The organism is Kribbella alba (assembly GCF_039529635.1).
In the GTDB taxonomy this organism is placed as follows: Bacteria; Actinomycetota; Actinomycetes; order Propionibacteriales; family Kribbellaceae; genus Kribbella; species Kribbella alba.
Genome location: NZ_BAAANE010000010.1, coordinates 138634 through 158618, shown reverse-complemented (window position 1 = coordinate 158618; position 19985 = coordinate 138634). Strand labels below are relative to the sequence as shown.

The 19985-nt window shown below is 68.4% G+C and carries 17 protein-coding genes; 11 read left to right on the top strand and 6 right to left on the bottom strand.

Translation table 11 applies throughout. The features are described from left to right. Positions 1-19 precede the first annotated feature (19 nt). The 4 genes from ABD210_RS27880 to ABD210_RS27865 are packed head-to-tail and all read left to right on the top strand — an operon-like array spanning position 20 to position 3046. Positions 20-760, top strand: coding sequence for an amidohydrolase family protein (locus ABD210_RS27880; protein ID WP_344115361.1), 741 nt, complete (start codon positions 20-22; stop codon positions 758-760). Continuing rightward, positions 757-1506, top strand: a complete 750-nt coding sequence (locus tag ABD210_RS27875) for an amidohydrolase family protein (RefSeq protein WP_344115359.1) — start codon at positions 757-759, stop codon at positions 1504-1506. The genes ABD210_RS27880 and ABD210_RS27875 overlap by 4 nt, the downstream gene beginning before the upstream one ends. After that, a complete protein-coding gene (locus tag ABD210_RS27870) occupies positions 1503-2294 on the top strand; it encodes an SDR family oxidoreductase (protein WP_344115357.1) in 792 nt (263 codons plus the stop codon). The genes ABD210_RS27875 and ABD210_RS27870 overlap by 4 nt, the downstream gene beginning before the upstream one ends. After that, positions 2291-3046 carry an SDR family NAD(P)-dependent oxidoreductase gene (locus tag ABD210_RS27865; protein ID WP_344115355.1) on the top strand — a complete coding sequence of 252 codons (756 nt, stop codon included), beginning with the start codon at positions 2291-2293 and terminating at the stop codon, positions 3044-3046. Before ABD210_RS27870 ends, ABD210_RS27865 begins: the two co-directional genes overlap by 4 nt. A 272-nt stretch (positions 3047-3318) precedes the next feature. On the opposite strand, the gene ABD210_RS27860 is transcribed toward ABD210_RS27865, so the two are convergent. The 3 genes from ABD210_RS27860 to ABD210_RS27850 all read right to left on the bottom strand — a co-directional run bounded on the left by ABD210_RS27860 (position 3319) and on the right by ABD210_RS27850 (position 9512). Beyond that, a complete protein-coding gene (locus tag ABD210_RS27860) occupies positions 3319-4575 on the bottom strand; it encodes an ArgE/DapE family deacylase (protein ID WP_344115353.1) in 1257 nt (418 codons plus the stop codon). A gap of 222 nt (positions 4576-4797) precedes the next feature. Further along, entirely contained in the window at positions 4798-6087 is a 1290-nt protein-coding gene (gene aspS / locus ABD210_RS27855) for an aspartate--tRNA(Asn) ligase (RefSeq protein ID WP_344115351.1), read from the bottom strand. Between the two features lie 1190 nt (positions 6088-7277). Beyond that, complete coding sequence (locus ABD210_RS27850) at positions 7278-9512, bottom strand: sigma-70 family RNA polymerase sigma factor (protein ID WP_344115349.1); 2235 nt, start codon at positions 9510-9512, stop codon at positions 7278-7280. Positions 9513-9744: 232 nt separating this feature from the next. Here ABD210_RS27850 and ABD210_RS27845 point away from each other — a divergent pair, with 232 nt between their 5' ends. The 5 genes from ABD210_RS27845 (at position 9745) to rsrA (ending at position 13303) form a co-directional block, all read left to right on the top strand. After that, complete coding sequence (locus ABD210_RS27845) at positions 9745-10557, top strand: hypothetical protein (RefSeq protein WP_344115347.1); 813 nt, start codon at positions 9745-9747, stop codon at positions 10555-10557. A gap of 214 nt (positions 10558-10771) precedes the next feature. Beyond that, positions 10772-11572 (top strand): SOS response-associated peptidase, encoded by an 801-nt coding sequence (locus tag ABD210_RS27840; RefSeq protein WP_344115345.1) that lies wholly within the window; start codon positions 10772-10774, stop codon positions 11570-11572. Between the two features lie 87 nt (positions 11573-11659). After that, on the top strand, positions 11660-12292 hold the full coding sequence (locus ABD210_RS27835; protein ID WP_344115344.1) for an alpha/beta hydrolase family protein: 633 nt from the start codon (positions 11660-11662) through the stop codon (positions 12290-12292). Between the two features lie 115 nt (positions 12293-12407). Continuing rightward, entirely contained in the window at positions 12408-13034 is a 627-nt protein-coding gene (locus ABD210_RS27830) for a sigma-70 family RNA polymerase sigma factor (RefSeq protein ID WP_344115342.1), read from the top strand. After that, positions 13031-13303, top strand: a complete 273-nt coding sequence (gene rsrA, locus ABD210_RS27825) for a mycothiol system anti-sigma-R factor (RefSeq protein ID WP_344115340.1) — start codon at positions 13031-13033, stop codon at positions 13301-13303. Before ABD210_RS27830 ends, rsrA begins: the two co-directional genes overlap by 4 nt. 394 nt (positions 13304-13697) lie before the next feature. Here rsrA and ABD210_RS27820 read toward each other — a convergent pair whose 3' ends face one another. Next, on the bottom strand, positions 13698-16097 hold the full coding sequence (locus ABD210_RS27820) for an ATP-binding protein (protein WP_344115338.1): 2400 nt from the start codon (positions 16095-16097) through the stop codon (positions 13698-13700). A 342-nt stretch (positions 16098-16439) separates the two neighbouring features. Further along, entirely contained in the window at positions 16440-16514 is a 75-nt protein-coding gene (locus ABD210_RS32555; RefSeq protein WP_369759046.1) for a 50S ribosomal protein bL37, read from the bottom strand. Positions 16515-16787: 273 nt separating this feature from the next. Here ABD210_RS32555 and ABD210_RS27815 point away from each other — a divergent pair, with 273 nt between their 5' ends. Beyond that, entirely contained in the window at positions 16788-18134 is a 1347-nt protein-coding gene (locus ABD210_RS27815) for an HD-GYP domain-containing protein (RefSeq protein ID WP_344115336.1), read from the top strand. Next, positions 18131-19414, top strand: coding sequence for an HD-GYP domain-containing protein (locus ABD210_RS27810; protein ID WP_344115335.1), 1284 nt, complete (start codon positions 18131-18133; stop codon positions 19412-19414). The genes ABD210_RS27815 and ABD210_RS27810 overlap by 4 nt, the downstream gene beginning before the upstream one ends. Here the strand turns inward: ABD210_RS27810 and ABD210_RS27805 are convergent. Beyond that, the gene (locus ABD210_RS27805; RefSeq protein ID WP_344115334.1) at positions 19376-19957 is read right to left on the bottom strand and encodes a DUF5317 domain-containing protein; all 582 of its coding nucleotides are present in this window, start codon (positions 19955-19957) and stop codon (positions 19376-19378) included. The genes ABD210_RS27810 and ABD210_RS27805 overlap by 39 nt on opposite strands. Positions 19958-19985: the final 28 nt, after the last annotated feature.

Genomic DNA, 19985 nt, shown 5'->3' with positions numbered 1-19985 from the left:
CGATGATGGAGGATTGCAGATGATCTTCGACATGCACATGCACATCGAGGAGGGGACATCGCTGCCCTGGCAGATGTCCGCGGAGGACTGTATTCGCGCGATGGACGAGGCCGGCGTCGAACGGTCGGCGGTGATGACGCTGACCGACCTGCCGGGCCTCAACCCGCAGGGCCTCGAGCTGATCGCCGCGGCCTGCGAGCGCTTCCCCGACCGGCTCTACGGGTTCGTCCGGCTGAATCCGGCGCACCTCGAAACCTCGAAGCAACTGCTGAAGCAGGCCGTCACCGACCTGGGCTTCAAGGGACTGAAACTGCACCCGGTGTCGACGTTGCAGCACCCGGGCGGGGCCGCGACGATCGAGCTGATCCGGCTCGCCGGTGAACTCGGCGTCCCCACCCTGTTCCACTGTGGCGACGAGCCGTTGAGTACTCCGCTGTCGATCGCCCAGGCCGCGGCCGCCTGCCCCGACTCGACCATCATCCTCGGCCACATGGGCGGCTACTTCCACGTCGACGAGGCGCTCGACGTCGCCGAGGAGTTGCCGAACATCATCCTGGAGACCTCCGCCATGCCCTACCCGGACAAGATCCGGACCGCGGTCGAGCGGATCGGAGCCGAGCGCGTCGTCTTCGGCAGCGACGGTCCGGTCAGCTCGCCCGCGCTCGAGAAGCAGAAGGTGGTCATCTCTTCCCTCGGTGACCAAGCGGCCGGTCTGGTCCTGGGTGGCAACGCCGAGACACTGCTGAGGTTGGCGGCATGACGACTGTCGACGGACTTCTCTTTCTCGGAACCTCTCACTTCGGCTATCAGCTGGACGCTTCCACGGCCTTGGCAGGAATGGACGCCGTCGGCACCGATGCGGCCATCGCAGCACCGATGCACCCCCACCGCGGCGATTTCACGGAGGCCAACGAGTCGCTGGCGGAGGCCGTGGGCAAGTCCGACGGCCGCCTGATCCCGTTGTGCCGCGTCGATCCGTGGGAGGGCGACGCCGCGGTCGCCGAGGTTCAGCGTGCCGTGGGTGCTGGTGCGCGTGGCGTCTTCCTGCATCCGTCGGAGGAGCGCTTCCGGATCAACGACGTTCGAGTCCGGCCGATCGTGGAGTGCGCGGCCGAGCTGGCGGTGCCGGTCATGGTTGCTGCTGGCTACCATCTGTTCGCCGAGCCGCTCCAGCTGGCCGCGGCTGCCCGATGGACCCCTGACCACCCATTCGTGCTGACCAACGGCGGCCAGTTCAACATCTCCGGGATGTCCCAGTTCGATGCCCAGCTGGCGCTGGGCAACCCCAACGTCCATGTGCACACCAGCGGCATGTACCGGGAGGACTTCCTGGAGGGCGTGGTGAAGACGTTCGGCCCCGAGCGGTTGCTGTTCGCCACAGCCGCGCCGATGTTCACCATGGCCTACGAACGTCTACGGGTCGACCTGGCGCACTTCACCGACGCGGAGACCGAGCTCATCCTCGGCGGCAACACGATCCGCATCTTCGGCGAGGTGGGCGCGTGACCGCCGCGGAACCCATCAGAACCACCGGCGTACCGATCGCCTCCTTGGACGGACTGACCGCCCTGGTGACCGGAGCCGCCAGCGGCATCGGAGCCGCCATCGCCCTCGCGTACGCCGAGGCCGGGGCGCGGCTGTGTCTCGCCGACCGCACCGGCGGACCGGCGCTGGAGGCTGTCCGGGAGCGGTGCGCTGCGTTCGCCAAGGACGTGGTGACGGTGCAGGCCGATGTGTCGAGTGAGCCCGCCGTGGAGCGGATGTTCGCCGAGGCCCGCGACGCGCTCGGCGCCGTCGATGTCGTGGTCAACAACGCGGGCATCCTCACCGAGGCCCGCGTCCTGGACATGTCGACCGCGATGTTCGACGAGATGATCTCGGTCAACCTGCGCAGCGTGTTCCTCTGCTCGCGTGCGGCGCTACCACCGATGCTCGAGGCCGGGTTCGGCCGCATCATCAACATCGCCTCACAGGTTGGTCAGCGCGGCGGGGCCGGACTGGCCCACTATGCCGCCGCAAAGGCCGGCGTCATCGGCTTCACGCGTTCCCTCGCGCGTGAGGTCGGCGGCACCGGGATCACGGCCAACTGCATCGCCCCGGGACCGATCAACACCCCACTCGGCGGAACTCTGTCGGACGAGTGGATCACGTCGCTGATGGCCGAACTGCCGTTGGGCCGCTCCGGCGAGCCCTTCGAGGTCGCCCCGACGGCGGTGCTGCTGGCGAGCGAACCCGGCGGAAACCTCTACACCGGCCAGACACTCGGCCCGAACAGCGGACACGTGATGCTGTGAAGGCGCTCCTCGTCACAGGTGCGGCCAGCGGTATCGGTCGAGCGACGGCAATCCGCGCGGCGGCGGACGGCTATGCGGTCGCGGTCGGCACCTTCAAGGGCGATCCGTACGACGCGTCGGCGGTGGTCGACGAGATCGCCGCCGCCGGCGGCAAGGCCGTCACGGTGCAAGCCGACGTTCGCGACACCGACGAGATGACTGAGGCCGTGCAAGCCACGGTCACGGAGTTCGGTCGGCTGGATGCCGTCGTGGCCAATGCCGGCGTGCTGAAGTTGGCGCCTCTCGACGTCCTGCGGGACGAGGACTGGCACCGGATCCTCGACATCGACCTGACGGGTGTGATGCGGACAGTCCGGGCTTCCGTGTCCGCACTTCCGGCGGACGGAGCTGTGGTCGTGGTGTCGAGCATCGCCGGGGGAGCGGTCGGGTGGGCCGGGCACACCCCCTACACGTCCGCCAAGGCCGGGCTGATCGGCTTCATCCGGAGCGCGGCGCTCGAGCTGGGGCCTCGGGGTATTCGGATCAACGGGGTGCTTCCTGGCGTGATCGAATCACCGCAGTCGCTCGACCCAGTGAACTCGGGCGGTCCGGCCGGCCTCGAGCGGTCAGCTCCGAGCATTCCGCTCGGCCGGGTCGGTCAGCCGGCTGACGTCGCTGACGCCGTGCTCTTCCTGCTTTCCGACTCCGCACGGTACGTGACCGGCCAGGCGTTGACGGTCGACGGCGGCCTCACAGCGGTCTGGCCAACCTGAGCAGGTTCAGACCGTGCGGTACCTGAGCAGGGCGGTCCCGTTGGGTTGCGGGGCCGCCCGACCTCCTCGTCGAACCTCGGCGGCCTTGTCGATCAGCTTCGCTGACCGCCCACACAGCGGATGCATGCGCCACCCCGGCACCGGCTGCCGCCGCCTCTCGATCAGCTTCGTGACCGCCCGCACAGCCGATGCGCGCGCGACGCCGGCACTGACTGCCGCCGCGCCACTGCCAGCACCTCGGGTCGGAGGCCGGCAGTGTCTACCGCTGCTGGTCAGGCGCAGCGACGTACGGCGAGGAGGGCGTAGGTGCGGGCGCAGTGGAGGACTTCGGCGAGTGCGACGTGCTCGTCGGTTGCATGGGCATAGCGGACGTCGCCCGGGCCGTACTGCAGCGTGGGAATCCCAGCCGCGGCGTACTGCCGTAGGTCCGACCCGTACGGCCCGCCCTTGACCTCCGGTACTGCGGTCGCCCCGGCGTCGGTGGCTGCCTGGAGCGTGTCGTCGAGCAGGGGATCGCCCTCGGGAAGCAGGCCGGAGGCGAATACGCCGCCCGGCCAAGTGATCTTCACCGGGTGATCGCGCAGCCAGTCGTCCTTCTCGCAGGCCTCGGCGATCGCTTGCTCGAAGGCCTGGCGAGCGTCGGCAACCGGCTCGCCCAGGCGTACGCCGTACCGGCCTTCCGCGACCAGCAGATCGGGCACGGTGCTGGCCCAGTCGCCGGCCCGGATCGTCCCGACCGACAGGGGATTCGCCAGCTCGAGGTGCTTGAGGAGCGGATGGGGATCGCGGTTTCGCTCGATCTCCAACGCCTGCAGGGCTTGGTGGATCGGCTCGAACTTCGCGATCGCGCTGACGCCGCGAGTGCGGGTCGAACCGTGGGTGGCGAGCCCGGCGATCTCCAGCCGGAAGGTCAGCGACCCGGCGTTCGCAGGGATGACGCCGCCGGCGGTTGGTTCCGCGATCAGACAGGCCTCGCCGTGATACCCGCGGCCGAGGGTTGCGAACGCGCCCACGCCGCCGTCCTCCTCGCCGACCACCGTGTGCACCGCCAGCGGCTTGCGCAGGGTGATGCCGCAGGCAACGATCGCGGCGATCGCACCGATGATCGCGGCGACGCCACCCTTCATGTCGCACGTCCCGCGTCCCCACATGACTGCGTCACTCACGGTTGCCGAGAACGGATCCCCGTCCGGCCAGAGCGCCAGGTCACCCGCAGGTACGACGTCGACGTGTCCGTTGAGGATCAGCCCTGGGGTGCCCCGCCCGAGCGTTCCCACGCAGCCCCATGCCTGCGTCCGCTCGACCTCCATGCCGGGGAACTCCGGATCGGCGGTGATCGCCGGCAGGTCGAGCGGCCAGTGGTCGACCTCCATCCCGAGCTCCCGCAGCCTCTGCGCGCACCAGACCTGCGCGTCATTCTCGGCCGGGGTCCCGTCCACGCTCGGGATCCGCACCAGTTCCCGCAGATCGGCGACGATCCGCCCGTCATCCACCGCGGCCAGGACGGCTCGCTCCACCTCACTCACCATCCCCACATCATGCCCGCCACCCACCGCCGCCGGTCCGAGCATGGGAACCCACCTGGTTTGTGTCGAGTGTGAGAAGTGTGTCGCTGGTAATCGATTGCCGGCGGCACGGTTGCTTCAGTCGATGACACGGGGCTTCCACTCGACGGACCTGGGACCCCAGCAGGGGCTGAGCAGGTGTTCCTCCTCGGCGGGGACTATCGCCGAGGAGGAACATCACGTCTGTCAGGGGGTGAGGCGATGGAGGTCGCGGGGAAACAGGGCTACCTCGCGGACGTTCTCGGCTCCGGTGAGGCGGGCCACGAAGCGCTCCAGGCCGATCGCGAAGCCGCCGTGGGGCGGCATGCCGTGCTTGAACGCTTGCAGGTAAGAGCTGTACGCCGCCGCGTCGGGTGATTCGCCGCGAGCTTCGAGGGCTGCCACGTAGTCGCTGTAGCGGTGCAACCTTTGCCCGCCGGTGACCAGTTCGACACCCCTGAACAACAGGTCGAACGAGTTGGACCAGCGCGGGTCCGACGGCTGCGGATGCGTGTAGAACGGCCGCTTCACCATCGGGTATCCCTCGACCGCCACGAAGGCACTGCCGTGCTCGCGCAACGCCCACTCCCCGATCGCCCGCTCGTCGGCAGGTGACAAGTCCGGCTCGTCCGGGTTCGCCCCGGCCAACTTGAGGGCCTCGCTGAAGTGGAGCACCGGGACCTCCGCCGGGATCTCCGGTAGTTCGACGCCCAACCGCTCAAGAGCTGCGGAAGCACGCGAGCCCACTGCCGCGAGCATCCCGGCCACGACGTCCCGCAGTACGGCGAGAACGTCGCGGTGGTCCTTGATGAAGCCCAGCTCGGCGTCGAGCGAGACGTACTCGGCCAGGTGTCGGACGGTGTCGTGGGGCTCCGCCCGGAAGACCGGGCCGACCTCGTAGACGCGCTCGAACACCCCGACCATCGTCTGCTTGTAGAACTGCGGCGACTGCGCCAGGTACGCGGGACGACCGAAGTAGTCCAGGGCGAACACGTTCGCGCCGGACTCGGTCGCAGTACCGACGATCTTGGGTGTCTGGATCTCCGTGAACCCGAGACCGTCGAGCGTGCTCCGGTAGCCGTGCAGAGCGGCCGCGCCAACCTCCCAGCGCGCGCGCACAGCCGGATGCCGCAGGGCCACCGGCGCGTTGTCCAGCACGACCGGCAGACTCGCGCCGACAGTAGGCCGCCACAGCTCGATCGGCGGCGTCTGGGCCGGTTCGGTCAGCGGCTCGATGGTCGGGTCCACGATCTCGGCCCCGCCCGGCGCCTGCGGGTTGGCGGTGACCTTGCCGGTCACCTGGACGACCGTCTCCTCGCCGAGTTCGTCCAGCTGGGCCTGGGCTTCCGAGCCCTTGACGACGACCTGGCTCAGACCGGACCGGTCCCGCAGAATCAGGAAGCTGACGGCTGCGAGCCGTCGTCTTCGGTGCACCCAGCCGGCCACCGTGACGGTCTGGCCTACTGCTGAGGGGATCTCCTGGTTGAGAATGCGCATCGCTGTTTCACCTCCGTTGGTCAACTCGAACCCCGGAGGTGTGGGCGAAGGGGAATCTCGCGGTGCCACCACACCTTCACCGGACCACGCGGCTGCGGCCCGGCCTCTTGCAGGTCATTCGCTCAGGAGTGTCTTCACGACCGGCCCGTGCGTCGCCTTCCCAGCTACCGGCGACTCTCTCGTGCACAGGTGAACGGCGCTACTCGGTTCCGTCACCACGAACCCCATAAGGGTAGAGGCGCCCACCACACCACGCAAAACCCTTTCACCCCCGTACCGCGAGGATCGCGCTCCCCTTGCCCTCACCCCGAACTGCGGCCGTCCGCTGGCCCGGCTCCGTGGGCCCCCGGTTCCGCTGGCCCGGTTCCGCTGGCTCGGCTCCTCGGGCCCGGTTCCGCGGGCTCGGTTCCGCGGGCATCAGATACCGGAGACCTTGGCGACTCCCCGGATCGACTCGCCGGCCACGTCCCGACTTCCCGGATCGGCTCGCCCGGCTGGTGCCCACTTTCCGGATCGACCCGCCGCCACCTGTGCACTTACCGGGTCGACCCGCCCACTGCCCCGATTCCCGCCAGCGCGTCGAGCCGGGTAGTGGCCCAGCGGCGGCGGGTCGGGCCGGTAAGTGGGGGCCTGGCCGGCGGGTCGGGCCGGGGAGTCGGGGCGTGGCCGGCGGGTCGGGCCGGTAAGTGGGGACGTGGCCACCTCCTGCCAAGTTCCCGGGTCGACTCGCCCGGCTGGTGCCCACTTCCCGGATCGACCCGCCGCCACCTGTGCACTTACCGGGTCGACCCGCCCACTGCCCCGATTCCCGCCAGCGCGTCGAGCCGGGTAGTGGCCCAACGGCGGCGGGTCGGGCCGGTAAGTGGGGGCCTGGCCGGCGGGCCGATCCGGGGAGTCGGGGCGTGGCCGGCGGGTCGAGCCGGTATGTCGGGCCCGGGTTGGCGGGGTCGGGCCGGGGAGCGGGGAGCGGTGACGTAGGTCGGCCGGTCGGGGAGGGGAGCGGGAGTGGGGACGTGGGCCGGCCGGTCGGGGAGGGGAGCGGGAGCGGGAACGTGGGTCGGCGGGTCGGGTCGGGGCGGGGGGTGGGGCATGGGGCGGCGGGTCGGGGCGGGGAGTGGGGGAGGGTGCGGGACTTGTTGGGGACAGGGGTCCTAGCTCATCCCGTTTGGATCAATCGGGAGACCGGGGGATCAGCGGCGGGTGCTGGAGGGCGGGATCTGGACGTAGTCCGTGTCGTAGCGCCCGCCGACCGAGGCTTTGACCGTGAGCTGGTTCGCGGTGCCCGAGCCAGGCAGGGCAGCCCACTCGGTGTTCAGCGGCTTGGTGTAGTTGACGGTCGTACAGGTCGCGCGGCGGATGTCGGTCGACCGCGAGCAGGTCCAGCCCTTGTCCAGCGCGTTCACGAAGAGGAGGTGAGGGCCCCACGAGATCTCCAGCGTGACCCGGCCGGTCGCGCCGTTGATCTGGAGGAACCGGTTGTAGACGAACGGGTTCGGGTCGTGCTTCGGGTCGGGCGTGATGATCTGGAGCAGCGACTCGTCCAGCTGGATCCCCGGTAACGTCTCCGAATCCGTGTCGCTCACCAGACCCGCTGTCGCGGCCACGGAGTACGTCCGCGCCGCTGCCGAACCACCTTGCGGTACTACGAAGTCGGCGTTCAGTGGAGCCGGCTGTGCCGGGTTGTTCGCAGTACAGGTCTTCGCCGCCGGGCTGCATTTCCATCCGGCCGGGTTCGAGGAGATCGGCCAGGTCAGCGATGCGCCGTACGTGATCCTCAGGGTGACCTTGTCCCGGCCGGTGCCGGGGGCAACGATCAGGGTGCGGAAGTGGATGTCGGGATCGGGCTTGCGGGAGCTGATCTTCAGCAGGTTCTCGTCCGTCGACGGCATCGCGGTCAGGGTCGCCGAGTCGTCGTCGAAGAACCGGCCGGCCTTGGCGGAGACCGTGAACGTGCGATCCGCTGTGGAACCGCCGGTGGCGCTCGTGAACGTCACCGGCAGCATCTCCGGCGCGCGGGGGTTCGTCGCGGTGCACGTGCCGCCATTGCCATCCGCAGCACGAGTGCATGTCCAGCCGCTCGAGTTGCCATCGACGGGCCAGTGCACGGCGGCGCCGTACTTCAGGCCGACTGTCACCGGCTTGGTGTTGTTCGCTGGGACCTTGAGGGTGATCAGCCATTGCTCGCTGGCCGCCTGCGCCTGTGGTGCAGCAGCTGGGGCGAAGCCGCTCGGGACACCGCCGCCACCCTGAGGTGCGCTGATGGTCAGCAGACCCTCGTCCAGGATCGGCGTGGTCGGCACCGGCGGTGCAGGCGTGGTCGGCTGAGTAGGTGCCGTCGTTGGCGCTGTGGTCGGCTGAGGCTGCGTCGGCTGGGTGGTCGGCGGCTTCACCGTCGGTGGCTTGACCGTCGGCGGCTTGACCGTTGGCGGGTTCACCGTTGGCGGGTTGACCGGCGGTTGCGTCGGCTGTTGGGTCGCCGGCGGCTTGATGGCTGCGGGCGGAGTCTCGTTGCCGGTGAGCGCCAGGGCGGCGAGCACGGCAGCGACGGCCACCACGACGGCGCCGGCGCCGACCGCAGTACGGGTGCTGTTCTCGGTTGCCTTCCGCCAGCCGGTGGCCAGGAAGCCGACGAAGCCGATCTTGGCGCCCGAGGCCGCAGCCAGGTAGCCGAGTCCGGCGGTGCCCAGCAGGGCCGGAGCGAGCAGTGCAGGCAGTGCGCTGTTGACCTCGACCAGTTCGAGGTAAACCGCGGTGCACTTCGCACATTCGTCCAGGTGACCGCGGAGGTTGTGGTTCTCGCGCTTGGTCAGGCCGCCGCGTACATAGGCGCCCAAGCGCTCTGTGGTCCAGCGACAGCGGTCTCCGGCCGCATCAGCCAGGTGCTGCTGCAGGTATGCCTGCCGCAAGCCCTCGCGAGCCCGGTAGGCGAGGGCGGAGACGCCGTTGGCGGTCATGCCGAGCAGGGGAGCGATGGCGGCGGGCTTCTCACCCTCCACCTCGGTGTGCCACAGCACGGCCTGCCAGCGCTCCGGCAGCGAAGCGAAGGCCTTGGCCGCCGCGCCGCTCTCGAACCCGGTGACGGTCGGGTCGTCGAAGGTTTCCGGCTCCCGCTCGTACGACGCGATGTCGTCGGTCGCCTGGACCTTCCGGCCCGAGCGGATCCGGTCCACGTGGACCCGGCGGACCGTGGTCAGCAGATAGGCCCGGAAGGAGATGTCCGGGCCACCGCCGCCGCGCAGCGCGTCGAGCACCTTGGCGAACGCGTCACTGGCCAGATCGTCCGCGTCGTTGGCCGGGACGAGCTGACGGGCCATCCGCTCGGCGGCGTGGTGGTGCCGGCCGAAGAGCTCGCCGTACGCCTCGAGATCGCCATTGCGGACGCGCGCGATCAGCTCCGCGTCGCTCGGTCCTTCCGGCGTCTCCATCGAGGGTCCCCCTGGGCTAGTCACAACGTCGTCACGGTTTGTCAGATGGTTGCCGGGATCAAGGTTCCCACGAGGGACGCGTCCGCGCACCCTTCATGACGACAGTGGCCATCCGGAGGTTACGCGAAAAAAGTTCTCGGAATCCGCGTCATGAACCTGTCACAGCTCTGTCTCACTCCCAGAACGATGCCTCCGGCCGCCCGGTCGGGAGACGAAGGGACGAAGGAGGGCCATGTCGCTGTTCGCGGATTTCCGCAGGCGGTTCGAGCTGCGCCCGTCGTTCCTGAACCTGGCGGGGTCGCTCGCCCGGGGCCGGCCGGAGGCGTCGTCTGCTGAGCAACCGTGCGGAAGGAGGGAGCCGCACGGCACAGCTGGTATCGACCGCAGCGCCTATCTGGCGATCGCTGAGGCGCTGCAGGACGGTACCGACGTTGTGCCTGCCAGTGACGAGGTCGGCCGCCGCTTGGCGGACGACGGAGTCTCGTTGCTGCAGGCACTTGATGGGCTGAGTGCGTTGTACCGCTCGATCGCCGGGGGCGAGCCGGCCTTCGACGCGGTACGCGCACTCAGTTCCAGCTGGGCCGAGGCGTCACTCATCTATCTGCACTCGCTGTCCTGCGAGGACCCGTTGACCGGGCTGTCCAGCCTGGCGCACCTGCGGTCCCGGCTCGGCGAGATCTATCGAGAGGCAGAGCTCCATGGAACTTCCGTACCAGCGACCCACGCACTGGTGGTGGTCGAGCCGCTCAACCCGCCCGGGACCACGCCGATGGACCGCGAGCTCCGGCTCATCGACGTCGCGGAGTGCCTGCGCATCGTGTTCGCCGGCGGTGACGTACTCGGCCGCATCGGCACACACCGCGCGGCGGCGCTCGTCGGCCGCGAGCCGGACCTGCCGGACCAGGTCGAGACGGTACGAGCCCTGATCACCCAGTGGCGACTGGACACCGCCGAACCGCAGCTGGCCCGGATCTGGATCGAGGGCCTGCCGGCCGCCGAACAGTGGGCCGAACGACTGCTCGACGACTTGGCGCGGCCTTCATAGGACTTGCGTCCGGTCGCCACAGGGGGGCGACCGGGCGCATCAAACCGGCGGATCGCGTATCACGGGGTAGGCGATCCGCCGCCGCCTGTCCCGATGACCTGTACTACGGGCCGCCGGCCTTACGGGGCAGCGCGTACTACGGCCGCCGGCCTCACGGGGCAGCGCGTAGTACGGGCGCCCGAGTCTGTCGGCGCGGCTGGCTAGGCTGATTGTCATGTGTGGGAGATATGCGTCCAGCCGGGACCCGGCCGATCTGGTGGTCGAGTTCGAGATCGAGGCGGGCAACGTCAGGGAGTCCGTGCAGGAGCTGCCGGACAACTACAACGTGGCCCCGACCGACCCGGTGATCGCCGTGGTCGAGCGGCGCAACCGCGAGCATCCCGACGAGGTGGTCCGCAAGCTGACCACGGTCAAGTGGGGGCTCGTGCCGTCCTGGGCGAAGGACACCTCGATCGGCAGCCGGCTGATCAACGCCCGGATGGAGACGGTGGCGGAGAAACCCGCCTTCAAGAAGGCCTTCGCCGTACGCCGTTGCCTTCTGCCGGCCGACGGCTATTACGAGTGGTACGAGACCGAGCAGAAGCTGAACGGCAAGCCGGTGAAGCAGCCGTACTTCATCCGTCCGGCCGACGGGGGAGTGCTGGCGATGGCCGGGCTCTACGAGATCTGGCGCAACAAAGCTGTCGAGGACCCCGAGAAGGACGAGGCCTGGCTGTGGACCTGCACGGTCCTGACCACCACGGCCACCGACGACCTCGGCCGGATCCACGACCGCATGCCCCTGCTCGTCGAGCCCGACAGATACGACGCCTGGCTCGATCCGCTGAAGTCGGATCCGGACGAGCTGCTGGAGCTCCTGGTTCCCGCCGCGCCCGGTCGGCTGGAGGCCTATGCCGTCTCCAAGGCAGTCAGTTCGGTGAAGAACAACGGGCCGCACCTGGTCGACCCGCTGCCTCCGGACGGCGTGGATCCGGTCGACAAGCCTCAGGAGCCGGAGGAGACCACCCTCTTCTGAGTCCGCCCTGCCGCGACCCGCAGTACGGGTTCCAGACACACATCCGTGCTCGGGAGTTCAAGGTCCGGGTGATGACAGGATGTGCGGGTGACCGACGAACGGATTGTGGCGACGCCGCACGGTGAGGCCCGGATCGTGGCGCACCGGGCCCGGCGACCGGTGGCGACCCTCGCGCTCGGTCACGGTGCCGGTGCCGGGATCGAGGCCGGCGACCTGACCGCGCTGGCCGCGCGACTCCCCAAGCAGGACGTGAACGTGTTCCTGATCGAGCAGCCCTGGCGCCGCGCGGGGAAGAAGGTCGCGCCGGCGCCGAAGATCCTCGACGAGGCCTGGATCGCGATCATCGGCCAGCTCCGGATCCGGACCCCGCTGGTCCTCGGCGGTCGCAGCGCCGGTGCTCGCGTCGCCTGCCGGACCGCCTCCGGCCTGGGAGGCTCCGGCGTACTGGCGCTGTCCTTCCCGTTGCATCCGCCGGGCAAGCCCGAGAAGTCCCGGGCCGACGAGCTCCTCGGGGTCGGGTTGCCCACCCTCGTCGTGCAGGGGGAGAGGGATCCGTTCGGGACGCCCGAGGAGTTCCCGCCGCTGACCGAGATGGCTGTCGTCCCGGACGCCGACCATTCGTTCAAGGTGCCGAAGCGGGCGGAGCTGACCCAGCAGGAGGTCTACGACCTGCTGGTCGAAGCTGTGTTCGAATGGGTGACCCGCGAAGTGTCCGGCTGAAATCCAGCTCGCGAGCGGGAATGGGGCCTGACCGACCGGTGTTGTAGGGGTCATGACGGCAACGAGCCTGGCTCCGGCGCAGAAGACTGGGAAGACACCGGTATTCTCGATCACGATGCCGACTCCGACGACCACCGAGACACCCGAGCAGCGGACCGAGCGCTTCGAGCGCGAGGCGTTGCCCTTCCTTGACCAGATGTACGCCGCGGCGATGCGGATGACCCGCAACCCGTCCGACGCGGAGGACCTCGTCCAGGACACCTTCGCGAAGGCGTACAGCTCCTTCCACCAGTTCACGCCCGGCACCAACCTGAAGGCGTGGCTGTACCGGATCCTGACCAACACCTTCATCAACGGATACCGGAAGCGGCAGCGTCAGCCGACGCAGTCGCCGACCGAGGAGATCGAGGACTGGCAGCTCACCGCGGCCGAGTCGCACACTCCCGGTGGCCTGAAGTCGGCCGAGGCGGTGGCACTGGAGCACCTGCCCGACTCGGACATCAAGTCGGCGCTGCAGTCCATCCCGGAAGACTTCCGGCTGGCCGTGTACCTCGCCGATGTCGAGGGCTTTGCCTACAAGGAGATCGCCGACATCATGGGTACGCCTGTTGGTACCGTGATGTCGCGGTTGCACCGTGGTCGCCGCCAGTTGCGTGAGCTGCTGTCCGACTACGCCAAGGACCGGGGCCTGATCCCCGGGTCAGACGAGACAACGACGTCCGCTGAGGAGGAACAGTCGTGAGCTGCGGCGAGCACCACGACGTGGACTGCAGTGAGATTCTGCAGCGTGTTTACGTCTTCATCGACAACGAGCTCGAAGACGCGAGCAACGACGAGATCCGCCAGCACCTGGAAGAGTGCGCGCCCTGCCTCGACCAGTACGACCTGGAGCGCTGCGTCAAAAAGCTCGTCCACCGCTCCTGCGGCGGCGAACACGCCCCGGACTCCCTCCGCGAGAAGATCCTCCTGCGAATCACCCAGGTCCGCCTGGAGATGCACACCCAGGACTGACTTCCTTCCCACCCCCGGTTCTCACCTGTGAGCCGGGGGTGAGTTGCGTCTGGGCCCGGGCAACGCTCCAACCAAGGGGCGGAAGCGGTAATGGGACGGCCCCGAGGGCGTCGTTGTGCGCGGCGTAGGCAATGCGCGGCCGGGAAATGGCTGGGCTGTGCACAGGGTGGGGATTTGCCCGCAACGGAGCGGAACGTGCCGGCGTTGACTATGGCTTATGCATTCAGGGCACGAAGCGGCGACCTTGAACACCAAACAGGGACCGCGGACACGAAATAACGTGTTCAAGGTCCCGACTACCTGTCCCAGGTCCCCACTCTTGGTCAGGGCCGCACCCACCCAGCCCTCCGCGGCCCCCTGCCGAAAGGCATCATCACGAACTACGGCTGTCGTACTAGCTGGTGTGGGGGTTCAGCAGTTTGCGGAGGGCGGTGGCGGCGGGGGTCATGCCGTCGGCTTCGTAGATGGTGATGGCCTGGCGGCGGAGATCTTGTGCTGAGGTGCGGTCGCCTTGGGCCTCTCTGATCTCGGCCAGAGTGGCGAGGACCGCGGCCTCGCGGTGGGTGTCGTTGTATTCGACCGCCAGGCGAAGTGCCTCGCCGGCTGACTGTTGGGCGCTGTCCAGTTGGCCCAGCGCGAGTCGCGCGCTGCTGAGGTGGTGAAGCGCCTCTGAGATGCCGACCGGGTCGTAGTGGTCTTGATAGAGCGCCAGCGACGAGTTGAGATGCTCGATACCCACGTCGTAGAGGCCGCGGTCGAAGTAGCTGCCGGCTATGACGCGATGCCGGCGAGCGCGGAAGCGGGTATTGCCGGTGGAACGGGCCAACTCGAGGGTGGTCTGGAAGGCCGCCTCGGCGTCGGGGTAGCGGCCGACCCGGTTGTAGAGGATCCCGAGCGCCAGGTGGCTGGTGCCGAGAACGGCCTGGTCACCAACCTTGAGAGCGAGCGACAGACCACGTTCGCCCCATTCGATCGCCTCGCCGATCCAGCCGAGACGTTCGCAGACGTGACAAAGACTCGAGCAACTGCGGGCCATCCCGGCGAGGTCTTGCGCCTCGTCGAAGAGTTCGAGGCTCTGCAGCAGGCGGCCGCGGCCTGACTCGAGATGGCCCTGCTCGATGTCGGGGATCGCGCGATCGTGGTGCACCCAGGCGGCTGTCGACGGGTCGGTCGTGGCGCCGATCGATCCGATCGCGAGGTCGTAGACCGAACGCATCCGTTCCCACAGAGCGCGGGATTCCAGGTAGCCGAACAAGCCGAGGGCCAGCGAAGGTCCGAAGCGTTCGGCCAGCGCCGGCACGGTTGCCGCCGTGCGGTACAGGTCGATGATCGAGTCGTACTCGGTGTCGATCCATGCCTGGCCAGTGGGCATGTCGGCGAAGTCCGGTACGCCGGTCGGGTCGAGCTCCTCGGTTGGTTGCCGGGGGCTCCAAGGATGGGTGATGCGGTGCACCTTCCAGGCGCCGGCGAGATAGAAGCCCAGGCCGCGTTCGATGGCGGCCGCCCGTTCCGCAGTACGGGAGTCGGCCGACAGGCGTTCGCCGGCGTAGGTCCGGAGGAGGTCGTGCATGCGGTACCGGCGCGGGCCGATGGAGTCGAGCAGCTGCAGATCGACGAGTCGCTCGAGCAGGTACTCGGTCGTCGATTCGTCCTTGTCCAGCAGCCTGGCGATCAGCGGAACCGAGAGTTCGGGGCCTTCGGCGAGGCTGAGCAGATCGAAGGTGGCCGCGGCGTCGCGGTCGATGGACTTCGGGCTCGCGATCAGTTCGTCCAGCGATCCGGCGAAGCTGGCGCGTACGCCGGAGTGGTCCAGGCCGAGTTCGTCCAAGCGGCGATGCTCGTCCTGGAGCTGGTCGATGATGTGCTGGAGAAGCCAGTTGGGCCGCGCGGCCAGGCGGGCACCGACGAGTCGCAGGGCCAGCGGCAGGCCTCCGGTCAGAGCGGAGATCTCGCGCGCCGCCGACTTCTCGACCCGAACCCTCGACTCCCCGGCGACGCTGGAAAGCAGACGGACTGAGTCGTCCTCCGCGAGCGCCGACAAGCGGATGGTCAGGCTGCCCGGCAGGGAGGCGAGGAACCGCCTGCTGGTGATGATCGTCGCGGAGCCGTTGTCGCCGGGCAGGAGCGCCATCACCTGATCGACGGAGTTCGCGTCGTCGAGCAGGATCAGCATCCGGCGGCCTGCCATCCGGGAGCGGTAGAGGCTGGCCATCTCGTCGACTCCGGTGGGAATGGCCTCGTGCCTGACCCCGAGCGACCGGAGCAGCTGGCCGAGTGCATCGGCGCTCGTCAGGGCGGCTCCGGGGTCATACCCCCGGAGCTTCACGTACAGCTGTCCGTCGGGGAACGAGCCGGCGGACAGGTGACCGGCATGCACGGCGAGTGCGGTCTTGCCGATGCCGCCCATCCCGGTGATGACGACTCGGACACTCGTGTGCTGGACCTGGGCAAGCCGGGCCAGCAAGCTCTTCAGTTCGTTCTCACGTGCGGTGAAGTCCGCAACCGTTGGCGGCAGTTGCCACGGCACGATCGACGGTGCGGTCTGGTCCGCCGCGGTGACGGTCGCGGCGTTGCGGGTGCGTGCAGCGTCCTGCAATTCCTCTTCGGCGGCGGCATCGAGGCCGAGGGCCGAACTCAGAGAGCGCACGGTCTCCAGGCGAGGCCGGCGCCTGCTGCCGCGTTCCAGCAGGCTGACGGCTTGCTCACTGAGCTCCGCGAGCTCGGCCAGACCGGCTTGCGTCAGGCCGGCCTCGAGGCGGTGGCGACGCAGCAGTTCGCCGAAGGACGCCGACACACCCACCTCCCGACCGGTTCACCCAGGAACGACCGCGGACGCCACCGGTTCAGGCAAGGTCCGCCCGCCAACTGTAAGAGCACGGGTCCGAACCACGCCCTCCCTATCCACAGTTCGGTGCTCAGGAGATTTCGATGAGTAGTCGACAGGTCACGACTCGGCGGGAGACGATAGGCCTTGAATGAATCGATGCAGTTGTCGCAGTCGGAAATAGCGCTGAGTATCCACAATGAAACACTCTGTGCTGCCTACCAGTGTGATTGGTGGTCTTGTTGTGACATGTGACCAAACTGCAAAGACCCCGGTTTTGGCCGGGGTCCTTGCTGTGCGTAGCCGCCTGACTCAGGCGTTGGGGCGCTTGCCGTGGTTCGCGCCCTTCTTCTTGCGTGCGCGACGCTTGCGGCCGGTCTTGCCCATTTGAAAGCCTCCTTGTAACAACTGCAAAGAGTCACAGTCTCTCATACCATATCGGTGTGTTCGCCACGGTGCGGCGAGTCACGGTCTGGCTTACAGTGTTTCGGCGCAGTCCTGATGAGCAAAATTATGTCTAGTCAGCGTTGTGCTGTCTGCCCCCCTGTACCCGTACCCCCGCGGGCACAAGACCGCGACTGCTGATCGGAGGTGTGGTATTCATGGCAAACTTCTGGGAGTGGTGAACCGACTGTCGAGGACGGAACAGGTGGTCGAGGCATGAGACGGCGCGTCCTCCGCGTATTCGTCGCATCGGCGACCGTACTCGCCCTATCGATCCTTGCACTGGCCTTCAACCACGTTTCCTTCAGTTGGACGCTGCTGGCCCTGTGTCTGCTCATGCTGGTCAGTGGATTCCTGCGCTTTTCCATAGCACCGAACTACCCCGCCTCTCTCGACTCCGTCGTCCTGATGTCTGTCTACGTCGTGGCAGGTCCCTGGGCGGCCATCATCGCCGTTGCCGCCTACATACCGCAGGTCGGCCGCGGCAACCCTCCGATTCGCCGCATCTTCAACGTTGCCCAACGCATCCTCGCGACCGCCGCGGGCGGCCTGGCTTACACGCTGGCCGACGGCCCGGTCGGGCGTGAGGCCCTCGATCACGAACTGCGGGCGATCTTCGCCACCATGGTCGCCACCATCGCGCAGCATGTCGCGAACGCGGCCCTGGTGAGCCTGGTGATCTGGATCGACGGCAAGGCCAGTCCGATCGAGTTCCTCGGCCGCATCGTCTTGCCCACCTTCGTCCCGATGGCCGGGTACGGATTCCTGGGGCTGCTGCTCGCGGTGGTCTGGCTCGGCGGTCTCGGCCCGCTGGCGGGTCTCCTGGTCCTGGTGCCGTTGCTGGTGGCCAGGTGGGCGCTCTCGCAGTACGAGGTGGAGCGGCAAGCGCAGGCGGCCACGATGCGTGCCTTCATCCACGTGATCGAAACCAAGGACCTTTACACCAGAGGCCATTCCGAACGGGTCAGCGAGGGCGTCGGCATGCTCGGCCGACGGCTCGGCCTGAGCGCGGACCGGCAGAACGCGCTGGAGCATGCCGGACTGCTCCACGACGTGGGCAAGGTCGGCGTTCCCACCAGCATCATCCGCAAGCCCGGCCGGCTGAACGAGTCCGAGATGGACGCGATCCGGCTGCACCCGGCCCGGGGCGTGGAGCTGATCGGCAACATCCCCTTCCTGGAGGAAGTGAAGTCCGCCGTCCTGCACCACCACGAGAAGTACGACGGCACCGGCTACCCGGCCGGCCTGAGCGGAACCAACATCCCGTACTTCGCGCGCATCATCGGCATCGTCGACGCCTTCGACTGCCTCACCTCGACCCGGTCCTACCGGCCGGCGAGGAGCATCGACGAGACCCTGGCCATCCTCAGGCAGGACAAGTACTCGCATTTCGATCCGGAGCTCGTCGACGCGTTCGTCAGCGTGATCAGCAAGAACGGCTGGGAGGCCGCCGAGGCTGAGCAGCCCGCTCCGGACGACAGCGTGCAGGTGAGCATCGACCACGACGACCTGAGCCTCGGCAGCGGTGGCGGCGCCACCGGCTCGGCGGCCGGACCCGCATGACGGCACTGGGGGAGACGGAGGGCGTCGAGCTCCGCAAGCTGGGCAGTGGGGTGGTGATCGTGCTGGCCGGTGTCGGTCTGGGGCTGGCAGCGGTCCTGCTGACCGCCCGGCACGGAGTGACCGGCTGGCCGTTCGTGCTCACCTTCGGCCTCCTGATCGCCATCGGCGAGATGGTCCAGTTCAAGGTCGACCGCAGCCGGAACAGAGCACCGATCGCCACCAGTGCAGCGCTCGGTTACGCGATGCTGCGCGGACCGTCGGTGCACCCTGCCCCGGACGTGGCACAGATCATCGCGGTCGTCTCGGTGGCGACGATGGTCGGCGTCGGACCGCGGGCGCTGGCCGGTTTGCGCTGGGATGTCGTGGTCTCCTGCCGACGGGTCCTGTCGGTCGCCTGCGCCGCGGCTGTGTTCGCCGCGCTGATTCCGACGGAGATGACCTGGAACAACTCGTGGCGGCACGCGCTGCCCATTGTGCTGGCGATGTTGTTGGGAGTGCTCACGGCAGGTGTCGTCGATGCCCTGGTCGGGGCCGGGCAGGCGACCGAGCGCTACAACAAGCCGTTCCCGGCATCCCTTCGGGACGAGTTGGTCGTGATGGGGCAGATCGGAATGGCCATGGGCATCGGGGGTGTGCTGCTGGCCTCCAGCACCGCTCTGCTCGGTCTCTGGGCAGCGCCGTTGGTCATCGTTCCGCTGCTGCTGACGCAGTTGGCGTTCAGGCGGTACGCGTCGGCGCAGCGGACCTATCGCACGACGGTGCGCTCGATGGCCCGCAGTACGGAGATCGCAGGTTTCAGCAGTCCCGGGCAGAACGCCAGGACCGCGAGCCTGGCAGTGGCTATCGGCAACGATCTCGGCCTCGCGCCGGCCAGAATGGTGGCCCTGGAGTATGCCGCGTTGTTGTCGGGGGTCGGCCAGCTCGCGCTGGCGGATCCGAGCCCTGGTGGGGCGTCGTTGCTGCGCAGTCGCGAGGAGCGGCAGCAGGCGGCCGAGATCGGGGCCTCGATCATCGAGCGGTCCGGGGCGTTGGACCATGTGGCCGAGATCGTCCGGCACTCCAACGATGCCTATCGCCATGGCCGGGCCAACAATCTGGACATTCCGCTGGAGAGCGGGATCGTCAACGTCGCGCTGGCCTATGAGCAGCTCGTCGGCGAGGGGACCGGGCAGTCGCCGGACAAGGCGATGGAGAGCATCGGCCTCGGCATCGGTGCGGAGTACGACCCGGTCGTGGTGGAGTCACTGCGCCGGGTGGTCGCCCGAGGTTTCCGCTTCTAGTTCTTCCCACGAAGGCGCCGCTGCCTCGCGGACACGACCTGTGCCGCCCATCCCGGCGTACAGGAGCAGTCCGGCGCCGGCAGCGATCAGTACGTCGCCAGGGCTCACGGCCTGTCCTAGGCCCGGCAGGGCCACCGGTACGACGTCCCCGAGCCACGGGAGCAGGGTCTGTACTCCGGACAGCTCGTGGCGCGGGTCTTCGACGAATCGGTCGAGACCTGCCCGGGCCAACGCTTCCGGCGACACCGGCATGGCCCCGTTCAGCGCCACCACCAGGGCATTGCTCGCGAAGCCCAGAGCGAGTAGTGCCACACCAGGACGCATCAGATTGAGTCGCAGGAAGACCGCGATGCAGACGGCTGACCCGATCAGGCCTACGTGGTAGGCGATCCCGCCGGTCACCGAGCCGAGGATCTGCCCGGTCGCTGCCGCGGTCAGCCAGTGCAGACCGATGAGGGAGTTGCCGGCCAGGCGGTTGAAGCGGCCGCCAGTGAGCAGCGCCGCCCCTGCGGCGAGCACCATGACGAGCAGAACCAGCAACACCTTCGCGATTCTGCCCGCCATGGTCCGG